The organism is Pasteurella sp. WM03 (assembly GCF_004570945.1).
Lineage (GTDB): Bacteria > Pseudomonadota > Gammaproteobacteria > Enterobacterales > Pasteurellaceae > Rodentibacter.
Genome location: NZ_SPPO01000014.1, coordinates 1 through 19,333, shown reverse-complemented (window position 1 = coordinate 19,333; position 19,333 = coordinate 1). Strand labels below are relative to the sequence as shown.

Below are 19,333 nucleotides of genomic sequence, written 5' to 3'. Positions count from 1 at the left end.
GGTTTCCTTATTGTTTGAAAATCGTAGTCATTGTATAGAAGAAAAAATAATTGTATAGAAAATTAATCCTTAAGCAATTCAATTCGTGCATTTGCACGTACTCTCACTGTTTCCTTTCCATTCTCTAAAAAGGCATTATCTGCTGTCGATTCCGCAGATAACATCGCCACTTTTGCCGCACGAGGCGAAGCATAAGCCCGAATTGGCGCCAATTCATTTACCGATGAAATCTCTAAATCAAGAATTCGGTAGTTTTTCATCTGTAATGAATGCTGAATTAAGGTGGCTTTATTTTTGAATTTTTCAATAGCGGCTTGAGTTAATTCATTTTCAACGCCCATTAATTTTTCAGAGGATAATGTCGCATTCACATCTTCCACAGCAAGAACACCATCAAGTGAAGTCATCACGTTGGATAAGGCTTGAAAATCTTTACTTTCCAGCACTAAGGTTGCCCGTGCAATCCAACCATTCTTTTTCCCGTCTTCCGCATAGCGAACGGAGGTATGACGGGAATTGCCTTTAATTTCAACCGCACTTTGCCCTTTGACAATGCCCAATGCTTTATTTAAACGCTCTGAAATCGTTTGGTTTAAATCCGATAAATTTTTTCCCTCTACTTGGTAGAACAAACGGACACTTAATAGATCTCGCTCAATGTTTTTTTCGACTTCTGTACTAAATGACACAACATTGGTTTGCGGAGGCAAAACATTTTCCGCCAAAACAGAGGCACTAAAGGGGAGGGCGAATAGGGCGAGAGCGAAGGCTTTTAATTTCATAAATTTCTCCAAAAAACGACCGCACTTTATTTATGCGGTCAGCTCAGTAAATTAGTGTAAACGTGGGTCTTCGACCTCATCTTCATCAAAAAATTCACCATCATTGCCGTATTCATCTTCATCGGCGTTCGGGTCTTCAAAGTAGGTTCCCCAACCATCATAAATCCCTTTATGCTTTTCAATTAAGGGCAAAATTTCTTTTTGCTGAGCATCAATAATTTCCGCTTTTAATTCCACTTCGCTGATGATGTCAAAACAGAAAATAGCTTTCCCATTATCATCCTCAAATTCTTCCGCCTCGGATACTTCATAGCCGGCTTTGAACGCATCCACGGCAATTTTTTCTAACAAATCAAAATCATGATGTGCGATGTGATGTTCAATAATATAAAGAGCGGAAGGATCGCTGCCGTCATTTAATAAATCGGTAATAATTTCGCGGGTTTCCTCTTGAAGTGCGACAAAATCAGTCATAGTCAATTCCTTAGTTGGCGTGAAAAGTGCGGTTATTTTAGTGGATAAATCCACAAAAGTCGCATAAAATCTCGCAGACAAAACAAAGTCTCTACATACTCTAACAATACATATCAAAATCATGCTTGAACAACTCCCTTACCTCACCTTAAAAACGCCACCAAAATCCACCGCACTTTTAAAGCAAGAATGTGCCGATTTTATGGTGATTGAAGATCTTGGCTATGAAATGTCGGGGGAGGGGGAATTTGTCGCACTAAAAGTACGAAAAACCGGTTGTAACACCCTATTTGTTGGCGAAAAACTGGCAAAATTTGCCGGCGTATCGGAACGCAATATGGGCTATGCCGGTTTGAAAGATCGTCAAGCGATAACGGAACAATGGTTCTGCCTACAAATGCCCGGGCAGGAAACGCCGGATTTCACGCAATTTGAATTGGAAGGCGTAGAAATTTTAGAGGTTACCCGCCATCATCGCAAAATTCGCACGGGAAGTTTACAAGGCAATCATTTTGAAATTTTGCTGCGTGATGCACAGGAAAGCGATGAATTAAACGCACGGTTAAATTTTGTCTCAAATTTTGGTTTTCCTAATTACTTTACGGAACAACGCTTTGGGCGTGACGGTCATAATCTCACACAAGCACTACGTTGGGTGCAAGGCGAAATTAAGGTGAAAGATCGCAAAAAACGTAGCTTTTACCTCTCTGCCGCACGGAGTGAGATTTTCAATTTAGTGGTAGCGGCACGTATTGAACAGGGGATTGCCCAACAAATTTTGCCGAATGATATTGTGCAATTAAATGGTTCGCACAGTTGGTTTAAAGTGGATGAGTCGGAAGATTTAGCGGCATTACAAGTGCGGTTAGATTCACGAGATATTTTACTCACCGCACCGTTAATCGGGGAAGAACATCTTATTGCGTCAGATATTGAAAATGCCATTGTGGCACAACATAATGCCTTTTCACCTTTGATGAAACAAGAAAAAATGAAAGCGGCACGCCGTCCACTATTAATGCGGGCACAGGATTTCCAATGGCAGTTTGTTGAGGAAGGATTAAAACTCGCTTTTTATTTGCCGTCGGGCAGCTATGCCACAGCACTTATTCGAGAATTAGTGAATTATAAGGAAGCATAATGCGAATTTTATTAAGTAATGATGATGGTTTTCACGCGGAAGGGATTCAAGTTTTAGCGGCGGAATTACGCAAGTTTGCCGATGTAGTGATCGTTGCCCCCGATCGCAATCGAAGTGCGGCATCCAGTGCTTTAACTTTAGTTGAACCGCTACGTCCCCGCCATTTGGATAACGGTGATTATTGTCTTAACGGGACACCGGCAGATTGCGTGCATTTGGCATTAAATGGTTTCTTATCCGGTCAGGTGGATTTGGTCGTATCGGGCATTAACGCGGGTTGTAATATGGGCGATGACACGATTTATTCCGGCACAGTGGCGGCAGCATTAGAAGGGCGTCATTTGGGGTTGCCTTCCATTGCCGTTTCCTTAGATGGTCGCCAACATTATGAAACGGCGGCTCGGGTGGTGGCGGATTTAATTCCAAAATTGCATAGCCGGTTATTAAATTCCCGTGAAATTATTAATATTAATGTGCCGGATTTGCCTTATGACGCACTCAAAGGCTATAAAGTTTGCCATTTGGGTTATCGCACTTCTGCAGCAGAAGTCATTAAGCAAGAAGATCCCCGTGGTGAAACCATCTATTGGATTGGCCCTGCCGGTTTACCGGAAAATGAACAAGAGGGAACGGATTTCCATGCGGTAAAAAACGGTTATGTTTCGATTACGCCTATTCAAGCCGATATGACAGCCCACCATTCAATTCGGGCTTTACAAGATTGGCTGGAACGTGAATAATGCGACGTCTTGACCTAACGGTAACAAAGGGTAAATAGAATGAATATTTTTGGGGCAATGTACGATAAAACTATGGAATGGTCAAAACATCGTTTTGCCACATTTTGGCTGTCTTTTGTCAGTTTTATTGAAGCAATCTTTTTCCCGATTCCGCCGGATGTGATGTTGATTCCCATGTCGATGTCAAAGCCCAAAAGTGCGGTCAAATTTGCCCTTTATACGGCAATCGCCTCTGTTCTCGGCGGTATGGTGGGTTATGCCATTGGTTATTTTGCTACGGACTGGGTTCAGGGGATCGTGCAACAATGGGGCTATGGCGAGCATTGGGCAACGGCAATGACATGGTTTGAGCGATGGGGCGTACTGGTTGTTTTTGTTGCCGGTTTCAGCCCGATTCCTTATAAAGTATTTACGATTTGTGCCGGCGTGATGCAAATGGCATTTTTCCCCTTTGTCTTGACTGCATTTATTTCCCGTGCGGCGCGTTTCTTGCTTGTCGCAAAATTAGCGGCATGGGGCGGAGAAAAATTTGCAGCAAAATTACGTCAATCCATTGAAATTATTGGCTGGTCAGTTGTTGTTCTTGCTGTCGCCGCCTACTTTATTTTGAAATAATAGGATATGTTATGAATAAATATTTATTTGCGTTGTCTATAGCCTTCGTTTTATCGGCTTGTTCTTCACCATCACCGAAAGATCCAGACGCCTTACCGAATGGTATTATGCAACCGGTTGAAGGAACCGGTGCCGTTGCCGGTGGAAGTTTTATGCCGGAAATAGAACAGCAAACTATGCCAAATACAATGAAATAAGAAGGAAAAATAAATGAAGAAATCGTTTTTATTATTACCCTTGAGTCTCGCAATTTTAAGTGCGTGTTCATCTAACACCCAAGCACCGATTGAAAATGCCGGGGGTGAACTTTCTCCGGGGATTATGCAGCCGATAGATAATAACAGCAGTGGAAGTTGGCAACCTGAAATTCAACAAAATACCATGCCGAATAGCATGGGCAATACCGTGCCAAATAGCAGTGTACAACCGACCTATAAACCGGTACAACCTATCACGCCCGCACCGGTACAGCCTCAGACAAAAACGGTAACCAAAACCGTGTCTGACTGCACAAACTCCGGCTCAATCAATGTGCCACGCAATCCAAATACCAATGCACCGGATTATAGCCAAATTCAAAAAGGCTCGTACAAAGGAGAGACCTATAAAGTCAATAAAGGCGATACGATGTTTTTGATCGCTTACTTAGCGGGTATGGATGTAAAAGAGCTTGCTGCAATGAATAATATGTCTGAGCCTTATAGTCTGAGTATTGGTCAAACCTTAAAAATCGGGAAATGTGCGACAAAAACTATCACAACGACAGTGCCGGTGAACAACCCAACTGCTACAGTACCTACCGAACCCGCAGTGACTTATACGCCTGGCGCAAATGGTACACAAATTGGCTCCGATGGAACGGTTATCGGACCAATCAAATCAGGTGTAGGGGTAGCCTCTACCGTACCGACACCTAGCACGCCAACAAGTGTTCCTACTCCTCCTGTCGCAACAGGCAACACAACACCGGTGAATGCCAATGTCGTTGCACCCATTGCGTCTAATATCACATGGCAATGGCCTGCCAACGGAAATATTATCCAAGGTTTCTCAAGCTCAGATGGTGGTAATAAAGGAATTGATATTGCCGGTTCTCGCGGACAATCGGTAAAAGCCGCAGCAGCTGGTCGGGTGGTGTATGCGGGTAACGCATTGCGTGGTTATGGCAACCTCATCATTATCAAACACAACGATGATTTCTTGAGTGCTTATGCACATAACGACAGAATTCTCGTAAGCGATCAGCAACAAATCAAAGCTGGGCAAGAAATTGCCAAAATGGGGAGCACCGGTACCAATAACGTAAAACTTCACTTTGAAATTCGTTATAAAGGAAAATCGGTTGATCCGATTCGTTACTTACCAAGAAGATAACCAATAGGCAAAAGAGCGGTCAATTTGACCGCTCTTTTTTCTATTCGGATATGAATTTTTTCCGTGCGGAAATGTACGCCAACGAATCAGTCAGAGAGTTAGCGGGCGTGTTAAAGCAACTTATTGATAGCGCTATCCGAATAAATATTATCACTCATTCCTTAGGGGTAAGAATGGCACTGTCTGCGATGAATGTGTTGGGTGATTTTGATGGGGAATATGATGACAAAATCGATAACCTCATCATGTGGGAAGCGGCAGTGGCGGATAATGCCATGACAAATCTAGATAATTACGAGAAAAAGAAAGCCTATAATCCGGTGGCAATGAAGATTTTCCCATATGCCTATAAGGTACCGAAACATATTACCCTGTTGTATTCGCAGGAAGACGGCTTTGTTGTTCAATTAAACCCGACAGCTGATCCGGTTCAACCCTATGTTTATAGAAAAAGCAGCTATGACGGTGTCGTTTTATAAGACAGAGAAATTTAAAACCCGTAGCAGAACTTTTTGGCTTTGGGCGGACGTTCAGATGCGTTATTTAGCCCCGATGAAAAATGGATTGTTGGTGAGGAGAAAATAAAAGGGATTATATGTGGAACCTTAACGATCTCACTTCCCGACTGGAATTGGACGATATTATGGGGTTATGGGCCCCGAAACACGAGCCTATGCTCAAAGCCGACTCCCACCGATTCCGGATGGCATTAATTTAGCTTCTCCGAATAGTGACTTATGCCTTTGTTAGTTACGGGATTTATTCAGCTTACGGAAACAGGTAGGAGAGAAGGTACAGGCAATACATTTATGAATTTATATACATTAGGCGACCCCAAAATCAAAGCTTTTATCGAAATAGGAGACACTCCCACTATTTCAACGAATTTCTACGAGCTAATAGTGTTGCCTCCGCACCGAAAGCTCATATTTTAGTGACAGGACAAGCGTATCACGGCGGTATCAACGTTTACCGCTATCACTCCGATAAAATGGAATTAGAGAAAATCTGGGTAGCATATTAATTCTAAAGTGCGGTTGGTTTTTAAGGAAATTTAATTAAAAAATCAACCGCACTTTTTTCCATTGATTTACGAATATAGCTATAAAGAATGGATTATGGATAGAAAAATTCAAGAGCATTCAAAATTTGGGCGATACCCTAAAAACTCGGGAGGTGAGCAATGAAAAATCTCTTTTTTTTAGTTTTATTTATCGTATTAGGTTGGGGGGGATACTATGTGTATGAAAACCGCCATGATGTTTTTTCCAGTACGAAAGGTGTCAGAAATTTAAGTATTTCCAGTGATGGGCGATATGTGGTAAGTGCGCATTACGGAAAAAAACTGGTGCTTTGGGATATAGAAAAACGAACGAAGACGGTGCTGGCAGAAAGAGTCAATACAAACAGCCCTTATTTTATACCGAACAGCCATGATTTTATGTGGCAGGATAAAAATAATGTTGTACATATTCAAAATGTCGAAGGACAAGAGATTACTCATTTTAAGCATTATAAAGTCGAACGGCATTTAATGAGTGAAGATCGAACACTTTATATCAGTGCAGATCAGACGGGGGAAATTTATAAAGGTTATGGTGATGAGATGACGCCGATTTATACCGATACCCCAACAAGACGACACTATAATTTTTCTTTATCGGATAAATATTTTTTAACCGCCTCATCGACGAGAAGATGGATCAGTAGTGAAAATGAATCCGGTTGCTGACCCGATTCAACCCAGTGTTTATAAAAGAAGTAGTTATAACGGTGTTGTTTTATGGGATCGAAATACGTTAAAACCGGCAGCAGAACTTTTTGGTTTTGGCGGACGCTCGGATGCCTTATTTAGTCCAGATGGAAAATGGATTATTGGTGGGGGGGAAAATAGGAGTGATTATATGTGGGAAGTGAACAATCTGCGAAATCGAATTCGCTTGGCTAATGCAGAATATGGTATTTATAATCCGGAAACGGATACTGATGACAAAAGTCAATTACTCCCAATACCGGATAAATTTAAAGGAAAACAGCATCATTCAATGAGTAGTACCGTAACTTATGCTTTTTTGACAGAGACAGATTTTATCCAAATTCGTTTTGGACCGAGTAAAGATGGACATGGGCAAGAAATCGTTTCGTTATATAGTGCCGGAGATCCTTGGATCAAAGGCTATGTAGAAATTGGTAATAATCCTGTAATTTCAACTAATGCTTTTGAAAAATCAAATAGTGTTGATTCAGCTCCCAAAGCTCATATCTTAGTCACCGGACAAGCCGCTCACGGCGGTATTAACGTTTACCGCTATCACCCCGATAAAATGGAGTTAGAAAAAATCTGGGTGGCGTATTAATTCTAAAGTGCGGTTGGTTTTCTTAGTGTTTTTTAAACATAGTTACGTTTTTCTTATATTGAAAACTGTAAGGTAACACTATTTACTTTTTTGTGGTGTGAAGTATAAAATCCTTTTCACATTTAATTAATAGGGGAAGCCTTATGCTAAAAATGAATGATTTGGTGAAGCTCAGCCAAACTCCGAAATCGACAGTGTTGTACTATGTGAAAGAAGGGCTATTGCCTGAACCCTTGAAAGATAAACCGAATTTTCATCTCTATGATGATCGCTGTGTGGAATTATTGGCATTTATTAAATATCTACAAACCAATTTTAGTGCCAGCATTTCTCAAATTAAACAACTTTTTTCCCACCCTAATTTTGATTGGCAAAATCCTTACGAAAGTTTAATTTCGCTGATTGGTATTATTATGGGGGCGGAAAATGAGACCTTTTCGCCATCAGAACTTTGTCAAGAATTCTCAATTTCTGAAACTGAATTGCAAGTTATGGTCGATGATGGCTTGCTTAATCCGCGCGAGGGCGTTTTTACTGCAAAAGAGCGGGATATTCTCGCCATTGTTTGCCGTTGTAATGAGGCGGAACGTGAAATGGTGAAAACCTATTTACAAACAGCGAAAATGCTTGCGACACAAGAAGTGAATCTCACCTTATCAGCGCTAAAAGACAGCGAGAAAAAAGACGAAAAACTGAAACATCTTTTTGATTTACTGTTGGTGCTGAAGCCTTATGTGTTCAATATGCAAACTTTAAAAATTTACCAAATGGAGAGTGTGAAATGAAACTCCTAAAATATGCAGGTTTTGTACCTTATTTGGCGATCGCCTTTTTGAATGCGAGTGTGGATTTAGCCCATAAAATCACGATTCAAAATGTGTTGTTGAAAAGTTTTGAAGGCAATACGTTAGTGGTGCTAACGGCGTTAATCAATGCAATGATTTTATTACCCTTTATTTTTCTTTTTTCCCCTTCGGCATTTATTAATGATAGATTCTGTCGCACCAAGGTGATTCGCTGGAGTAGCCTGGCTGCGGTGGGTATTTCAACGGCAATTTTATTCAGTTATGTGATTGGCGAATTTTATCTTGCCTTTGCCTTAACACTGATTTTAGCCGCGCAAAGTGCGGTCTATTCTCCGGCTAAATATAGCCTTATCAAATCCATTGTCGGTACGGAAAATATCGGGCTTGCTAACGGTGTGATTCAAGCCTTAACTATTGTGGCGATTTTGTTTAGTTCTTTTGCGTTTTCGATTTTCTTTGAAAGTTATTATATGCCTTCTAATGATCCGAATGAGGTGCTGCAAAGCGTTTGGGTGATTGGCATTGGTTTAGTCGTGTTTAGTTCCCTTGAAGCGTTTTTCGCTTTCAAAATTCCTTTCTTTCCACAAGAAAAAGAAGAAAATGAAACATTCTCTGCTACTAAATACTTATCTTTCGGTTATTTGAAAGACAATCTCCGTACCTTGCGTAGCGATAAAAATATTTGGTTAAGTGTGATTGGCTTGAGCCTTTTCTGGGGCGTTGCACAAGTGATTGTGGCAGCATTCCCCGCTCATTACAAAGCGCTGTTTAATGCGGATAATGCGGTGATTATTCAAGCTATTCTGGCGGTAAGCGGTTTGGGATTAATCATCGGGTCTTACCTTGCCGGGCGTGCTTCCCGATTACATATTGAATTAGGCATTGTACCGGTTGGTGCATTAGGTATTTTTGTTTCGATCTTTGGTTTAACACTGGTGAGTACCAATGTCTCATTGATGTTATGTTCCTTCGGATTCGGTTTTTTTGGCGGTTTATTTATCGTGCCGTTAAATTCGACCATTCAATATTTCGCCCCTGAAAAAATCAGCGGCAAAATTATGGCGGGTAACAACTTTATCCAAAATGTCTTTATGGTCGGCTTTTTACTACTTAGCATTGTATTCGTCGAATTTAGCCTTTCCACCAGCGGTATTTTCTTAACGGTTTCCGTGGCCTGTTTATTAGGCAGCCTTTATGCGATGTGGCAACTTCCGCATTTATTCATCCGTTTGTTACTCTTGCCTTTGTTGAAGACCAATTACCGTTTCCATGTGGAGGGATTAAAAAATCTCCCACAAAGCGGCGGTGTGTTAATGTTAGGTAACCACATTAGTTGGATTGACTGGATGGTGTTACAGGCGGCAAGCCCACGGGCGATTAAATTCGTGATGTTCCGTCCGATTTACAATAAATGGTATTTGACTTGGTTCCTACGTATTTTCCGTGTGATCCCTATTGGGGCGGGTTCAAGCCGTGAATCCATTGAAATGATTTGTGAATACTTGGTTCGTGGTGAAGTGGTAGCGTTATTTCCGGAAGGGCATATCAGCTACAACGGTCAGATCAATGAGTTCAAAAAGGGCTTTGAACACGTATTAAAAGATTTGGATAACGTGACGACCGTACCATTTTATTTACGTGGTTTATGGGGCAGCAGTTTTTCCCGTGCAGATAGTTTCTATAAAAATCTCACGAAAAAACAAGGTAAACGTGAAATTTTAGTGGCGTTCGGTAAACCGATTCACGGCTTTATTGATGCGGTGGCGATGAAACAAAAAGTGCTCGAGCTTTCTTTCTCTGTGTGGGAAAAAGTGATAGCAAAACGCAAACCGATCACACACCATTGGTTGAACAGTGCGAAATCCAACTTGTTCAAGGAATGTGTGGTGGACGGGCAGGGTATGAAACTGAATAATCTCAAGTTTATCGCTGCCGTGTTGATGTTTGGCAAACAACTTAAACACACTTTAGGTGATGAAAAAAATATTGGTGTGTTGTTGCCAAGCTCGGCTATCGGAGCCATTGTGAATATGGCATTGATGGTGATGGGGAAAGTTCCGGTCAACTTGAACTATACGCTCAGCCCTGACGTGATGGAAAAAGCCCTTGCCAAAGCAAATATTAACAAGGTCATTACCGCTGAGAAATTCTTAAGTAAACTGAATGCTAAAGGCTTTGCCTTTGATGAAGTGCTGGCAGGTAAAACAATTTTTGCTGAACAATTAGGCAAAAAAATCACAAAAAGTGAGAAAGTGCGGTCATTTTTAACGGCGTTTTTCGCCCCGCGTTGGTGGATTAAATTAATGTATTTTGCTGATGTGCGTTTGAATGAGACGGCAACGATTTTGTTCAGCAGTGGTAGTGAAGGCACGCCAAAAGGCATTGAATTAAGCCATAAAAATTTGCTCACTAATATCAAACAGGTGAGTGAATTACTTAACTTCCAAGAAGATGACGTGATTTTAAATTCTTTGCCGATCTTCCATTCTTTTGGTTTAACGGTAACCACCTTAATGCCCTTGTGTGAAGGCATCAAAATGGTGAGTGTGGCTGATCCAACCGATGGTGCAGAAGTGGGCAAAATGTGCGCACGCCATAATGTGAGTATTATATTTGGCACTTCAACGTTTTTCCGTTTATATGCCCGTAATAAAAAATTGCATCCATTAATGTTGCAAAGAGTGCGAATGGTGATTGCAGGGGCAGAAAAATTGAAAGCGGATGTGAAAGAAGCTTTCCGTTTGAAATTCGGTTTAGAAATCTACGAGGGATATGGTGCGACGGAAACGGCACCGGTTGCAAGCGTGAATATGCCAAATATTTTAGATCCTGATAGTTTAAAAGAATTTACCTTTAATAAAGTGGGAACCGTAGGTATGCCATTGCCGGGTACGATTATCAAAATTGTCGATCCGAATACTTTGGAAGAATTACCAACAGGCGAAGACGGGTTGATTTTGATTGGCGGCGGACAAGTGATGAAAGGCTATTTAGACGACGCTGAAAAAACCAATGAAGTCATTGCTGAACTTGATGGCATACGTTATTACAAGACAGGCGACAAAGGGCATATTGATGAAAACGGCTTTATCACCATTGTGGATCGCTATTCCCGTTTCGCAAAAATTGGGGGAGAGATGATTAGTCTCGGCAGTGTAGAAGAAAACATCGCACAAGTGTTGAACGATGAAAACCAATTTGTTGCGATTGCGGTGAATGATGAGAAAAAAGGAGAAAGTGTTGTATTATTGGTGAAATCGCCACTCAGTCTTGAGGAAATTAATACTCGCATTAAATCCCTCAACATACCGCCAATTATGCTCCCAAGCCAAGTATTCTTAGTGAATGAAATCCCGCTTCTCGGCAGTGGAAAAGTGGATTTTAAAGGGGCGAAGAAATTGGCGGAGGAAATATTGAGCCCATAAGGAAAAAGAGCGGTCAATTTGACCGCTCTTTTTAGCCTTGGACTATAAACTAGGCGTTTTTATCATCAATTAAAATACTTTCTAATGCAATTTCAATCATTTCGTTGAAAGTTAATTGACGTTCTTCCGCACTGGTTTGTTCGTGAGTGCGAATGTGGTCGGAAACCGTACAGATGGTTAATGCACGAGCACCATATTCAGCTGCGACACCGTAGATTCCCGCAGCTTCCATTTCAACACCTAGAATGCCGTATTTTTCCATCACATCAAACATTTCAACATCCGGCGTGTAGAATAAATCTGCTGAGAACAAATTCCCCACTTTCACAGCAATGCCTTTCTCTTTTGCAGCTGCAACTGCGGCAGTCGCTAAACCGAAATCGGCAATAGCGGCAAAATCATTATCTTTAAAACGAATACGGTTTACTTTGGAATCGGTACAAGCGCCTAATCCGATCACCACATCACGCAATTTGACATCCATTTTTACTGCGCCACAAGAACCAACACGAATGATTTTTTTCACGCCATATTCAGTAATTAATTCTTTTGTATAGATTGAGCAAGATGGGATTCCCATACCGTGTCCCATAACTGAGATTTTACGGCCTTTATAAGTCCCCGTGAAACCGAGCATATTCCGGACATTTGTGACTTCCTTGACATCATCTAAAAATGTTTCTGCGATATATTTGGCACGCAGTGGATCGCCTGGCATTAACACCGCATCAGCAAATGCGCCCTCAGGTGCGTTAATATGTGGAGTCATATATTTACCTCTTTTTGACTAATATTTGAGAGAAATGCACCACCCTAGCGGTGATGCAAAATAGATTGAAATTAACCGCACTTTAGAGTACTGCGCCACTCAATCCAATGAAGAGCCCAGCGATGGTTGCACTCATTAAGTTGGCCAGTGTACCGGCAATAACCGCTTTTAAACCTAAACGAGCGATATCGCTGCGGCGATTTGGTGCCATTCCACCTAGACCACCGATTAAAATTGCAATAGAGCTGAAGTTTGCGAAGCCACAAAGTGCAAAGGTAATAATCGCTTTGGTTTTTTCACTTAGTATCACTGCGGAATCAGGTTGTAAATATTTGGCAAATTCAAGGTAGCCCACAAATTCGTTTACTGCTAATTTCATCCCGATCATTTGACCGGCAATACCTGACTCTTCCCAAGATACACCAATTAAGTAAGCTAGCGGTTTAAAGATCCAACCAAAGATAGATTGTAAAGTTAAATCACCATATCCAAACCAGCCACCAATACCGCCTAAAATACCGTTAATAAGCGCAATTAACGCCACAAAAGCAATCAACATTGCCCCTACGTTTAAGGCTAATTGCATACCCGCACTTGCCCCACTCGCCATGGCTTCCAACACATTAGAAGGTTTTTCGCTATCATCTGCTTCAGGTTGGGAATCAGTGAATTGTTGAGTTTGAGGGTAAAGAATTTTGGCAAACAATAAACCTGCCGGAGCAGCCATAAAAGAGGCGGCAATGAGGTAAGTGAGCGGGACGCCCATACCGGCATAACCTGCCATAACAGAACCTGCGATTGATGCTGTTCCCCCGACCATAATGGCAAATAATTCAGATTCCGTCATACGGCTGATATAAGGTTTCACGACCAATGGTGCTTCTGTTTGACCAACAAAAATATTCGCTGCTGCAGACATAGATTCTGCTTTTGATGTACCAAGTACTTTTTGCAATGCGCCACCGATAATTTTGATTACTACTTGCATAATGCCTAAATAATAAAGCACAGAAATCAAACCGGAGAAAAACACAATAATCGGTAATACTTTCACCGCAAAAATAAAACCAATATTACTTGGATCAGCCAGTCCGCCAAAGACAAAGTTAATCCCTTCGTTACCGTAGGCAATCACATTTGCCACTGCATCAGCCGTTGCCCCTAATGCCTTTTGGCCTGCCGGCACATACAAAATAAGGGCGGCAAATCCAATTTGGATTGCAAACGCCCCTAATACCGTTCTCCAATTAATCGCTCTGCGATTATTTGAGAATAAAAACGCAATGGCAACTAACACTACCATACCAAGAATGCTCATTAAAACACTCATATACACCTCAGAATCGTTAAAGATAAAATTGGCGTCATTCTACTGTTTTTTTATTAAATTGTGTGAACTTTTTCCCTAAAAAGAGAAGCAATTACCTAATAAATCGTCAATATGTGATCGATGCCACATTTTTTTGCATAGTCGGCAAGCCGATCGATTTCCTCTCGACTTGGCACAAGAGAGAATAGCCCTTGTTCATCCCGAGCCCCTCGGGTATGCATACGAATAATTTTTAAGGGAACCCGGGGATAAGGTTTAAGATAGATTGCAATTTGATTAATTAATTTAAAGGGCTCAAAAAAATCCTTCACAAAAACCAACCGCACTTCTTCCACTTTATTGAGAGGGAGAAGCCTTGATAGGTTAAATAAATGGCGGGTAAGGTTTTCGTTTTTCATCCATTGTGCTTCAGGTAAAACGTTACTTGGAATCCATCCCTCACGATTTTTCCTGTCAAAACAAAGGGTTTGTAATCCCAATCCCTCGCCTTTTAAATCAAACAGAAATTTATCTGTCACCTCAATTAATGGGTGAATACGCTCAAAATCAAAAAAACCACTACTATCTAAATAGCAACTCAACCCTTGCGCACGAAATGCATTAAATAAAGGAATCAGCTTTTTATGATGTAGAGTCGGTTCACCACCTGAAATCGTGACACCACGAATAAAAGGAACAGCCTCCATGACTTGCTCATAAAGATAGCGTAAACTGACCTGTTGCACACCTTCAGCATAGCGTGGAATGGTTTCAGGATTATGGCAATACAGACAATTAAGCTTACACCCCTGTAAAAAAATGCTGGTGCGATTCCCTTGCCCTTCCACGTTTGAAAAAGGAATAATACGATGAAGTGGGACATAGAGAGAATCAAGCATAGAAAGTGCGGTCATTTTTTTCCCTTATTTAGATAAGATATCGGGGCTATCGGTTTTTTCTTGTGTTATCGGAAAAATTTCCAACCTTGCTAAGGTGAAAGACGTTCTCGAATCCATTCATCATTTTCAAGGCGATAACGAATACGGTCGTGTAGACGGCTTGGGCGGCCTTGCCAAAACTCCATACAGTCTGCCATCACAAGATAACCACCCCAATGTGGGGGACGAGGAACATGAATGGGATTTTTTGCGGCAACCAGCGCTGCTTTTGTCAATAGTGACTGATAACCGGAAATAACTGCACTTTGCTCACTTGCCCAAGCGCCAATACGGCTAGTGTAAGGTCGGCTGGCAAAATATTCGTCAGATTGTTTATCTGGGATTTTCTCTGCCTTCCCTTCAATCCGCACTTGACGTTCTAACTCAGGCCAAAAAAAAGTGAGGGCAACATAAGGACGATTCGCAATATCTCGACCTTTTTGACTGTGATAGTTAGTGAAAAAAACGAACCCTTGATCATTCACTTCTTTAAGTAGTACCACACGGTTACTCGGTTTTCCGTTCTCTCCTACCGTAGCAACATTCATTGCAGTTGGCTCATTGACTTGGCTGACTATCGCCTCATTCATCCATAATTCAAATTGTGAAAGCGGATTTTCATGGCAATCCTTCTGTGACAGTACTCGCTTACGGTATTCTTCTCGAATATGATGTAAATCCATGTTTGTCTCCTTTGCAAGAAAAAGCCCTAGTTGGCATGCTAGGGCTAGGATAGTTCTTGCCGGAACATTCGTCAATTAAGATTAACTGCACTTGCTCTTTCGTGAGGGTTACCTTTAACACCAATATGTGAAATATCACCATTTGGGAGAATTGAGTAGGCTTGACCAAAACCACGAACAAAGCGCCCTGAACCAAATGTCAATTCAATCAGATCAAAATCTGTAAAATCTCTAATGGTTTTAATACCACCAACGTCATCCATAGTTTCAGCTAACTTATCAAGGGCTTTTTCTACGATGGGATCCGCTCTTGGAATGAATCTAGCAGTCGCTTTGTAACGTAAGCGAGTACGCACAATAATCGATTTAGCTTGACTTTCATCTTCCAAAAACATGACTTCAACCTGATTTGGGTTTCTTTTCAGATTTTCATAATGTTCTGCAACAGCACTAATATAAATATAGTTTTTACCATCAAGGCAAATGATCGGAGCATAAGAGGCTATCGGTGCGCCTTCTTCATTAAGTGTTGCCAATACGCAGCTTTTCACACTTTGACGAAATTCATCAATTTTTTCTTTAACTCGGTCATAGTTTGTCGTGGCTTTACTTTCTAAACAGAGTGAAACTATCGCCTGTTTGATTGAGCTTTCATTTACCGGCTGAGGAAACTCTATGCGTATCTTCTTACCATCATTATAGTCAAAATCTAAACCGCCAAAATCGACATTAATCAATTTGACATCAGTCACCTCTTTTTCTCCACCAAATTTTTTGCAAAGGGCAATCATATCATCTTGGTGATGATCGTTCATATGAGTAACAATTCGTTTGAAATCCATTTTAACTCCTTAATCTGTGAGTGATTCAATCGTTTTACGGCTTTATAAATAAAAGAAATAATCCCTATCATTATACGGAAGAAAAAAAGATTTTATAGTCAATTTGCAAAATATAATTATTCTTATTTATAAAATAAAAAACGAAAGTAGGTAGATGTTGCGGATAAAAAAAGTGCGGTCAATTTTAACCGCACTTTACACATTGATTTTAATACGATTTAAGAATTATTTCCCATCCACACTCACACCATAGAAGGCATCATAACCAAACGGACTTTGAACATAACCTTTTACACGTGGACTTAACGGAGCAAATCCAACAGAATGTGCCACCGGAATCCAAGGTGCTTGCTCGTGAGCGATCACCTGTGCTTGTTTATAAAGCATCGCACGATCTTCTTTATTGGTTAAGCCAAGGGCTTTGTCCAATAAGGCATCGAATTCAGGATTTTTGAAGCGTGCATAATTAGAGTTACCTGCATTTGCACCGGCTAATAGTGGAGATAAGAAATTATCCGGATCACCATTATCACCTGACCAACCAAAAATACCCGCGGTTAATTCACCGGCTTTTGCCCGTTTTTGGTAATCCGCCCACTCATAGGTCACCGGATTTGCTTTCACCCCGACTTTTGCCCAATCCGCCATCACAAGCTCAGCCATACGTTTTGGATTCGGGTTAGAAGCACGCACGACCGGTTGGATCCAAAAATCGGTTTCAAAACCGTTTGGATAACCTGCCTCTGCTAAAAGTTGTTTGGCTTTTTCAGGATCGTAAGGATAATCTTGAACCTCATCGTTATAGCTCCAAATAGTTGGTGGTAACGGGTTTTTCGCCTGTATACCTGCGCCTTGATACACGGCATCAATGATGGCTTTTTTATCCACCGCATAATTCAATGCTTGGCGAACCTTCACGTTATCAAACGGCGCTTTCTCCGTATTGAATGCAATATATGCCACATTCAAGCCTTTTTGCTCTAACAGCTGTACCTTAGGATCAGTTTTCATTTTGGCTAAATCCGCCACATTTGGGAACAAAATCAAATCACAGCTACCGGCCTGTAATTTTGCGTAACGTGTCGTGGCATCCGGCACGATACTGATCACTAAACGATCGAGTGGCGTACGCCCTTTCCAATAATGTTCATTTGCCACATATTGTGCAGCCTGATCAATTTTATAATCGACAAACACAAATGGACCGGTGCCCACAGGGCGATTATCAATAGTTTCGGGTTTACCTGCTTTTAACATCGCATCGGCATATTCGGCGGAATAAATAGAAATAAAGTCCATACCAAGACTTGCTAAGAAAGTCGCATCTTTTTTGTTCAAAACAATGCGAACAGTATTATCATCCACTTTTTCCACCGATTTTAACAAGCTAGGAAATTTCATTGCCTTGAAATAAGGATAAGTCCCTTTTGAAACATTATGATAAGGATGATTTGGATCTAACTGACGTTGGAATGAAAAAATCACATCATCCGCATTAAAATCACGGCTTGGCGTAAACTCTTTAGTAGTATGAAATTTCACCCCTTTGCGTAAATGGAAAGTATAAGTCAACCCATCATCGCTGATCGTCCAACTTTCTGCCAATGCTGGCTCAATATCTGTCGAACCTTTTTTAAACTCCACCAAACGGTTATACACTTGTTGCGAACTCGCATTGTAAGATGTTCCCTCCATCACCAATGCCGGGCTGAATCCTAATGGAGATTTCGCCGTACAATACACAAAAGTATTATTTGATGAAGCGGAATGATTTGTCGCTTGTGTATTTTTATCAGATGAACCCGCTTGATCACAAGCTGCTAAAAATAACGAAGCCGATACAAGTGTTAACGTTGTTTTTAATTTCATAATGAATCCTCAATTTTTAAGTGAAACTTAGGTAAGTTACCGTTTTCAATGGAAAGTTGCAAATATATGATCGAGTTTACCTATAGAAAAACCGACCAAATGCCGTCATACCCTATTAAGGCTCTCTTTGACTCATATATTTTAGCTATTGCTCCCTTTATAAAGACGGGCGTACCAAGTACGCCCATCTTTATTTCAACTTAAAAGGCAGTCTAAATACAATGACTAAATAACTTCACCGATTTTAACCGCACTTTCCGGCGCATTAGAACTTCCAGCCTACCGCAGCACCGCCGGCATAATCGCCCGAATTGTTCGCGCTACCACCAATTTTGATAATCATACGACCATTATCAGTCACTTTGGAATAGCCTATTGCGATTGCCGATGCGCCACGATAAGTACCGCCCCCCACACTCACAATACTTTCCCCAGCACGAGTAGATTGTGGCAATAAACTCATCGCTACAGCAGAGGCAATACCACTACGTAAACGACGATCAACACGATTAATACGACTGTGTACTTCACCCATATTTAACGACAGTTTTTGGTTAAAATAACCTAAATTAACAGCATCATTCAAATCCTTAGGATTAGCGACATTAGTTACCCGAACAGGCTTATCAGAACCGCTATTGACTCTGACCACCTCTGTTTGACGCTGAACATCTTTGTTTGTTTTAGGATCAACATAAACAAGTGGTCCGGTCATCTGCAATTGATCCAACGCCTGACTAAGTGGTTTTTTATCAGTATCCCCATAAATATTAAAGTTGCCTTCAACATCTGAATTGCCTAAATCAATTTTAGCATTATCCGCAAGGGTTAAAGACTGATTAATCGTGACCTCTTGTAAGATGCTACTTCCCTCAACTCTCAGTTCTTTTTCAACAGTTAAATTGCCTTCAATTGTTGAATTACCTTTCGTGAGACTATCTCCTTCAATGGTCGAATTTCCTTTCACCACACTATCGCCATTAACGGTTGAATCACCTTTCACCGTTAAATCTTTTTCGATATTGGCATTATTCGTGACATTCAAGTCTTTGGTTGTGGTCGTGCCTTCAACCGTTGAATTACCTTTCACCGTTAAATCTTTTTCAACATTGGCATTATTCGTGACATTTAAGTCTTTGGTTGTCGTTGTGCCTTCAACCGTTGAATTGCCTTTCACCGTTAAATCTTTTTCAACATTGGCATTATTTG

18 protein-coding genes and 1 pseudogene are annotated in these 19,333 nt (G+C 41.0%); 10 read left to right on the top strand and 9 right to left on the bottom strand.

The window, feature by feature from the left end; translation table 11 throughout:
- Nucleotides 1–62: 62 nt before the first annotated feature.
- Together E4T92_RS10665 and rraB are read right to left on the bottom strand one after the other, a co-directional pair.
- Nucleotides 63–782: an SIMPL domain-containing protein gene (locus E4T92_RS10665; protein WP_135094789.1), complete on the bottom strand. Its 720-nt coding sequence runs from the start codon at nucleotides 780–782 to the stop codon at nucleotides 63–65.
- 51 nt (nucleotides 783–833) lie between these two features.
- Nucleotides 834–1,256: a ribonuclease E inhibitor RraB gene (gene rraB / locus E4T92_RS10660; RefSeq protein WP_077542991.1), complete on the bottom strand. Its 423-nt coding sequence runs from the start codon at nucleotides 1,254–1,256 to the stop codon at nucleotides 834–836.
- 121 nt (nucleotides 1,257–1,377) lie between these two features.
- On the opposite strand from rraB, the gene truD reads away from it, so the two are divergent.
- The 10 genes and pseudogenes from truD (at nucleotide 1,378) to E4T92_RS10615 (ending at nucleotide 11,714) form a co-directional block, all read left to right on the top strand.
- Complete coding sequence (gene truD, locus E4T92_RS10655; RefSeq protein WP_135094787.1) at nucleotides 1,378–2,397, top strand: tRNA pseudouridine(13) synthase TruD; 1,020 nt, start codon at nucleotides 1,378–1,380, stop codon at nucleotides 2,395–2,397.
- Complete coding sequence (gene surE / locus E4T92_RS10650; protein ID WP_135094785.1) at nucleotides 2,397–3,137, top strand: 5'/3'-nucleotidase SurE; 741 nt, start codon at nucleotides 2,397–2,399, stop codon at nucleotides 3,135–3,137. The genes truD and surE overlap by 1 nt, the downstream gene beginning before the upstream one ends.
- A gap of 39 nt (nucleotides 3,138–3,176) precedes the next feature.
- Complete coding sequence (locus E4T92_RS10645) at nucleotides 3,177–3,752, top strand: YqaA family protein (RefSeq protein WP_135094783.1); 576 nt, start codon at nucleotides 3,177–3,179, stop codon at nucleotides 3,750–3,752.
- Between the two features lie 11 nt (nucleotides 3,753–3,763).
- Complete coding sequence (locus E4T92_RS10640) at nucleotides 3,764–3,949, top strand: membrane lipoprotein lipid attachment site-containing protein (protein WP_135094781.1); 186 nt, start codon at nucleotides 3,764–3,766, stop codon at nucleotides 3,947–3,949.
- Nucleotides 3,950–3,962: 13 nt separating this feature from the next.
- Nucleotides 3,963–5,126: a murein hydrolase activator NlpD gene (gene nlpD / locus E4T92_RS10635; protein ID WP_135094779.1), complete on the top strand. Its 1,164-nt coding sequence runs from the start codon at nucleotides 3,963–3,965 to the stop codon at nucleotides 5,124–5,126.
- 47 nt (nucleotides 5,127–5,173) lie between these two features.
- Nucleotides 5,174–5,521, top strand: a pseudogene (locus E4T92_RS10630) (alpha/beta hydrolase); the annotation flags it as partial.
- A 788-nt stretch (nucleotides 5,522–6,309) separates the two neighbouring features.
- Nucleotides 6,310–6,858 (top strand): hypothetical protein, encoded by a 549-nt coding sequence (locus E4T92_RS11300; protein ID WP_228063603.1) that lies wholly within the window; start codon nucleotides 6,310–6,312, stop codon nucleotides 6,856–6,858.
- Nucleotides 6,836–7,483: a hypothetical protein gene (locus tag E4T92_RS11295; protein ID WP_245232456.1), complete on the top strand. Its 648-nt coding sequence runs from the start codon at nucleotides 6,836–6,838 to the stop codon at nucleotides 7,481–7,483. The genes E4T92_RS11300 and E4T92_RS11295 overlap by 23 nt, the downstream gene beginning before the upstream one ends.
- 143 nt (nucleotides 7,484–7,626) lie before the next feature.
- Nucleotides 7,627–8,268 (top strand): MerR family transcriptional regulator, encoded by a 642-nt coding sequence (locus tag E4T92_RS10620; RefSeq protein ID WP_135094777.1) that lies wholly within the window; start codon nucleotides 7,627–7,629, stop codon nucleotides 8,266–8,268.
- On the top strand, nucleotides 8,265–11,714 hold the full coding sequence (locus E4T92_RS10615) for an acyl-[ACP]--phospholipid O-acyltransferase (protein WP_135094775.1): 3,450 nt from the start codon (nucleotides 8,265–8,267) through the stop codon (nucleotides 11,712–11,714). The genes E4T92_RS10620 and E4T92_RS10615 overlap by 4 nt, the downstream gene beginning before the upstream one ends.
- A 49-nt stretch (nucleotides 11,715–11,763) precedes the next feature.
- On the opposite strand, the gene deoD is transcribed toward E4T92_RS10615, so the two are convergent.
- The 7 genes from deoD to E4T92_RS10580 form a co-directional block, all read right to left on the bottom strand.
- Nucleotides 11,764–12,483, bottom strand: a complete 720-nt coding sequence (deoD, locus tag E4T92_RS10610) for a purine-nucleoside phosphorylase (protein ID WP_077542998.1) — start codon at nucleotides 12,481–12,483, stop codon at nucleotides 11,764–11,766.
- A gap of 82 nt (nucleotides 12,484–12,565) precedes the next feature.
- The gene (locus tag E4T92_RS10605; protein ID WP_077542999.1) at nucleotides 12,566–13,813 is read right to left on the bottom strand and encodes a NupC/NupG family nucleoside CNT transporter; all 1,248 of its coding nucleotides are present in this window, start codon (nucleotides 13,811–13,813) and stop codon (nucleotides 12,566–12,568) included.
- A 95-nt stretch (nucleotides 13,814–13,908) separates the two neighbouring features.
- Nucleotides 13,909–14,706 (bottom strand): 4Fe-4S cluster-binding domain-containing protein, encoded by a 798-nt coding sequence (locus tag E4T92_RS10600; protein WP_135094773.1) that lies wholly within the window; start codon nucleotides 14,704–14,706, stop codon nucleotides 13,909–13,911.
- 74 nt (nucleotides 14,707–14,780) lie between these two features.
- The gene (gene pdxH / locus E4T92_RS10595; protein ID WP_135094771.1) at nucleotides 14,781–15,413 is read right to left on the bottom strand and encodes a pyridoxamine 5'-phosphate oxidase; all 633 of its coding nucleotides are present in this window, start codon (nucleotides 15,411–15,413) and stop codon (nucleotides 14,781–14,783) included.
- Nucleotides 15,414–15,484: 71 nt separating this feature from the next.
- A complete protein-coding gene (locus E4T92_RS10590) occupies nucleotides 15,485–16,255 on the bottom strand; it encodes a HugZ family heme oxygenase (RefSeq protein ID WP_135094769.1) in 771 nt (256 codons plus the stop codon).
- A 225-nt stretch (nucleotides 16,256–16,480) separates the two neighbouring features.
- On the bottom strand, nucleotides 16,481–18,124 hold the full coding sequence (locus tag E4T92_RS10585) for an ABC transporter substrate-binding protein (RefSeq protein ID WP_135094767.1): 1,644 nt from the start codon (nucleotides 18,122–18,124) through the stop codon (nucleotides 16,481–16,483).
- A gap of 265 nt (nucleotides 18,125–18,389) precedes the next feature.
- The coding region (locus E4T92_RS10580; protein ID WP_135094765.1) for a YadA C-terminal domain-containing protein at nucleotides 18,390–19,333 on the bottom strand (944 nt) is incomplete at its 5' end.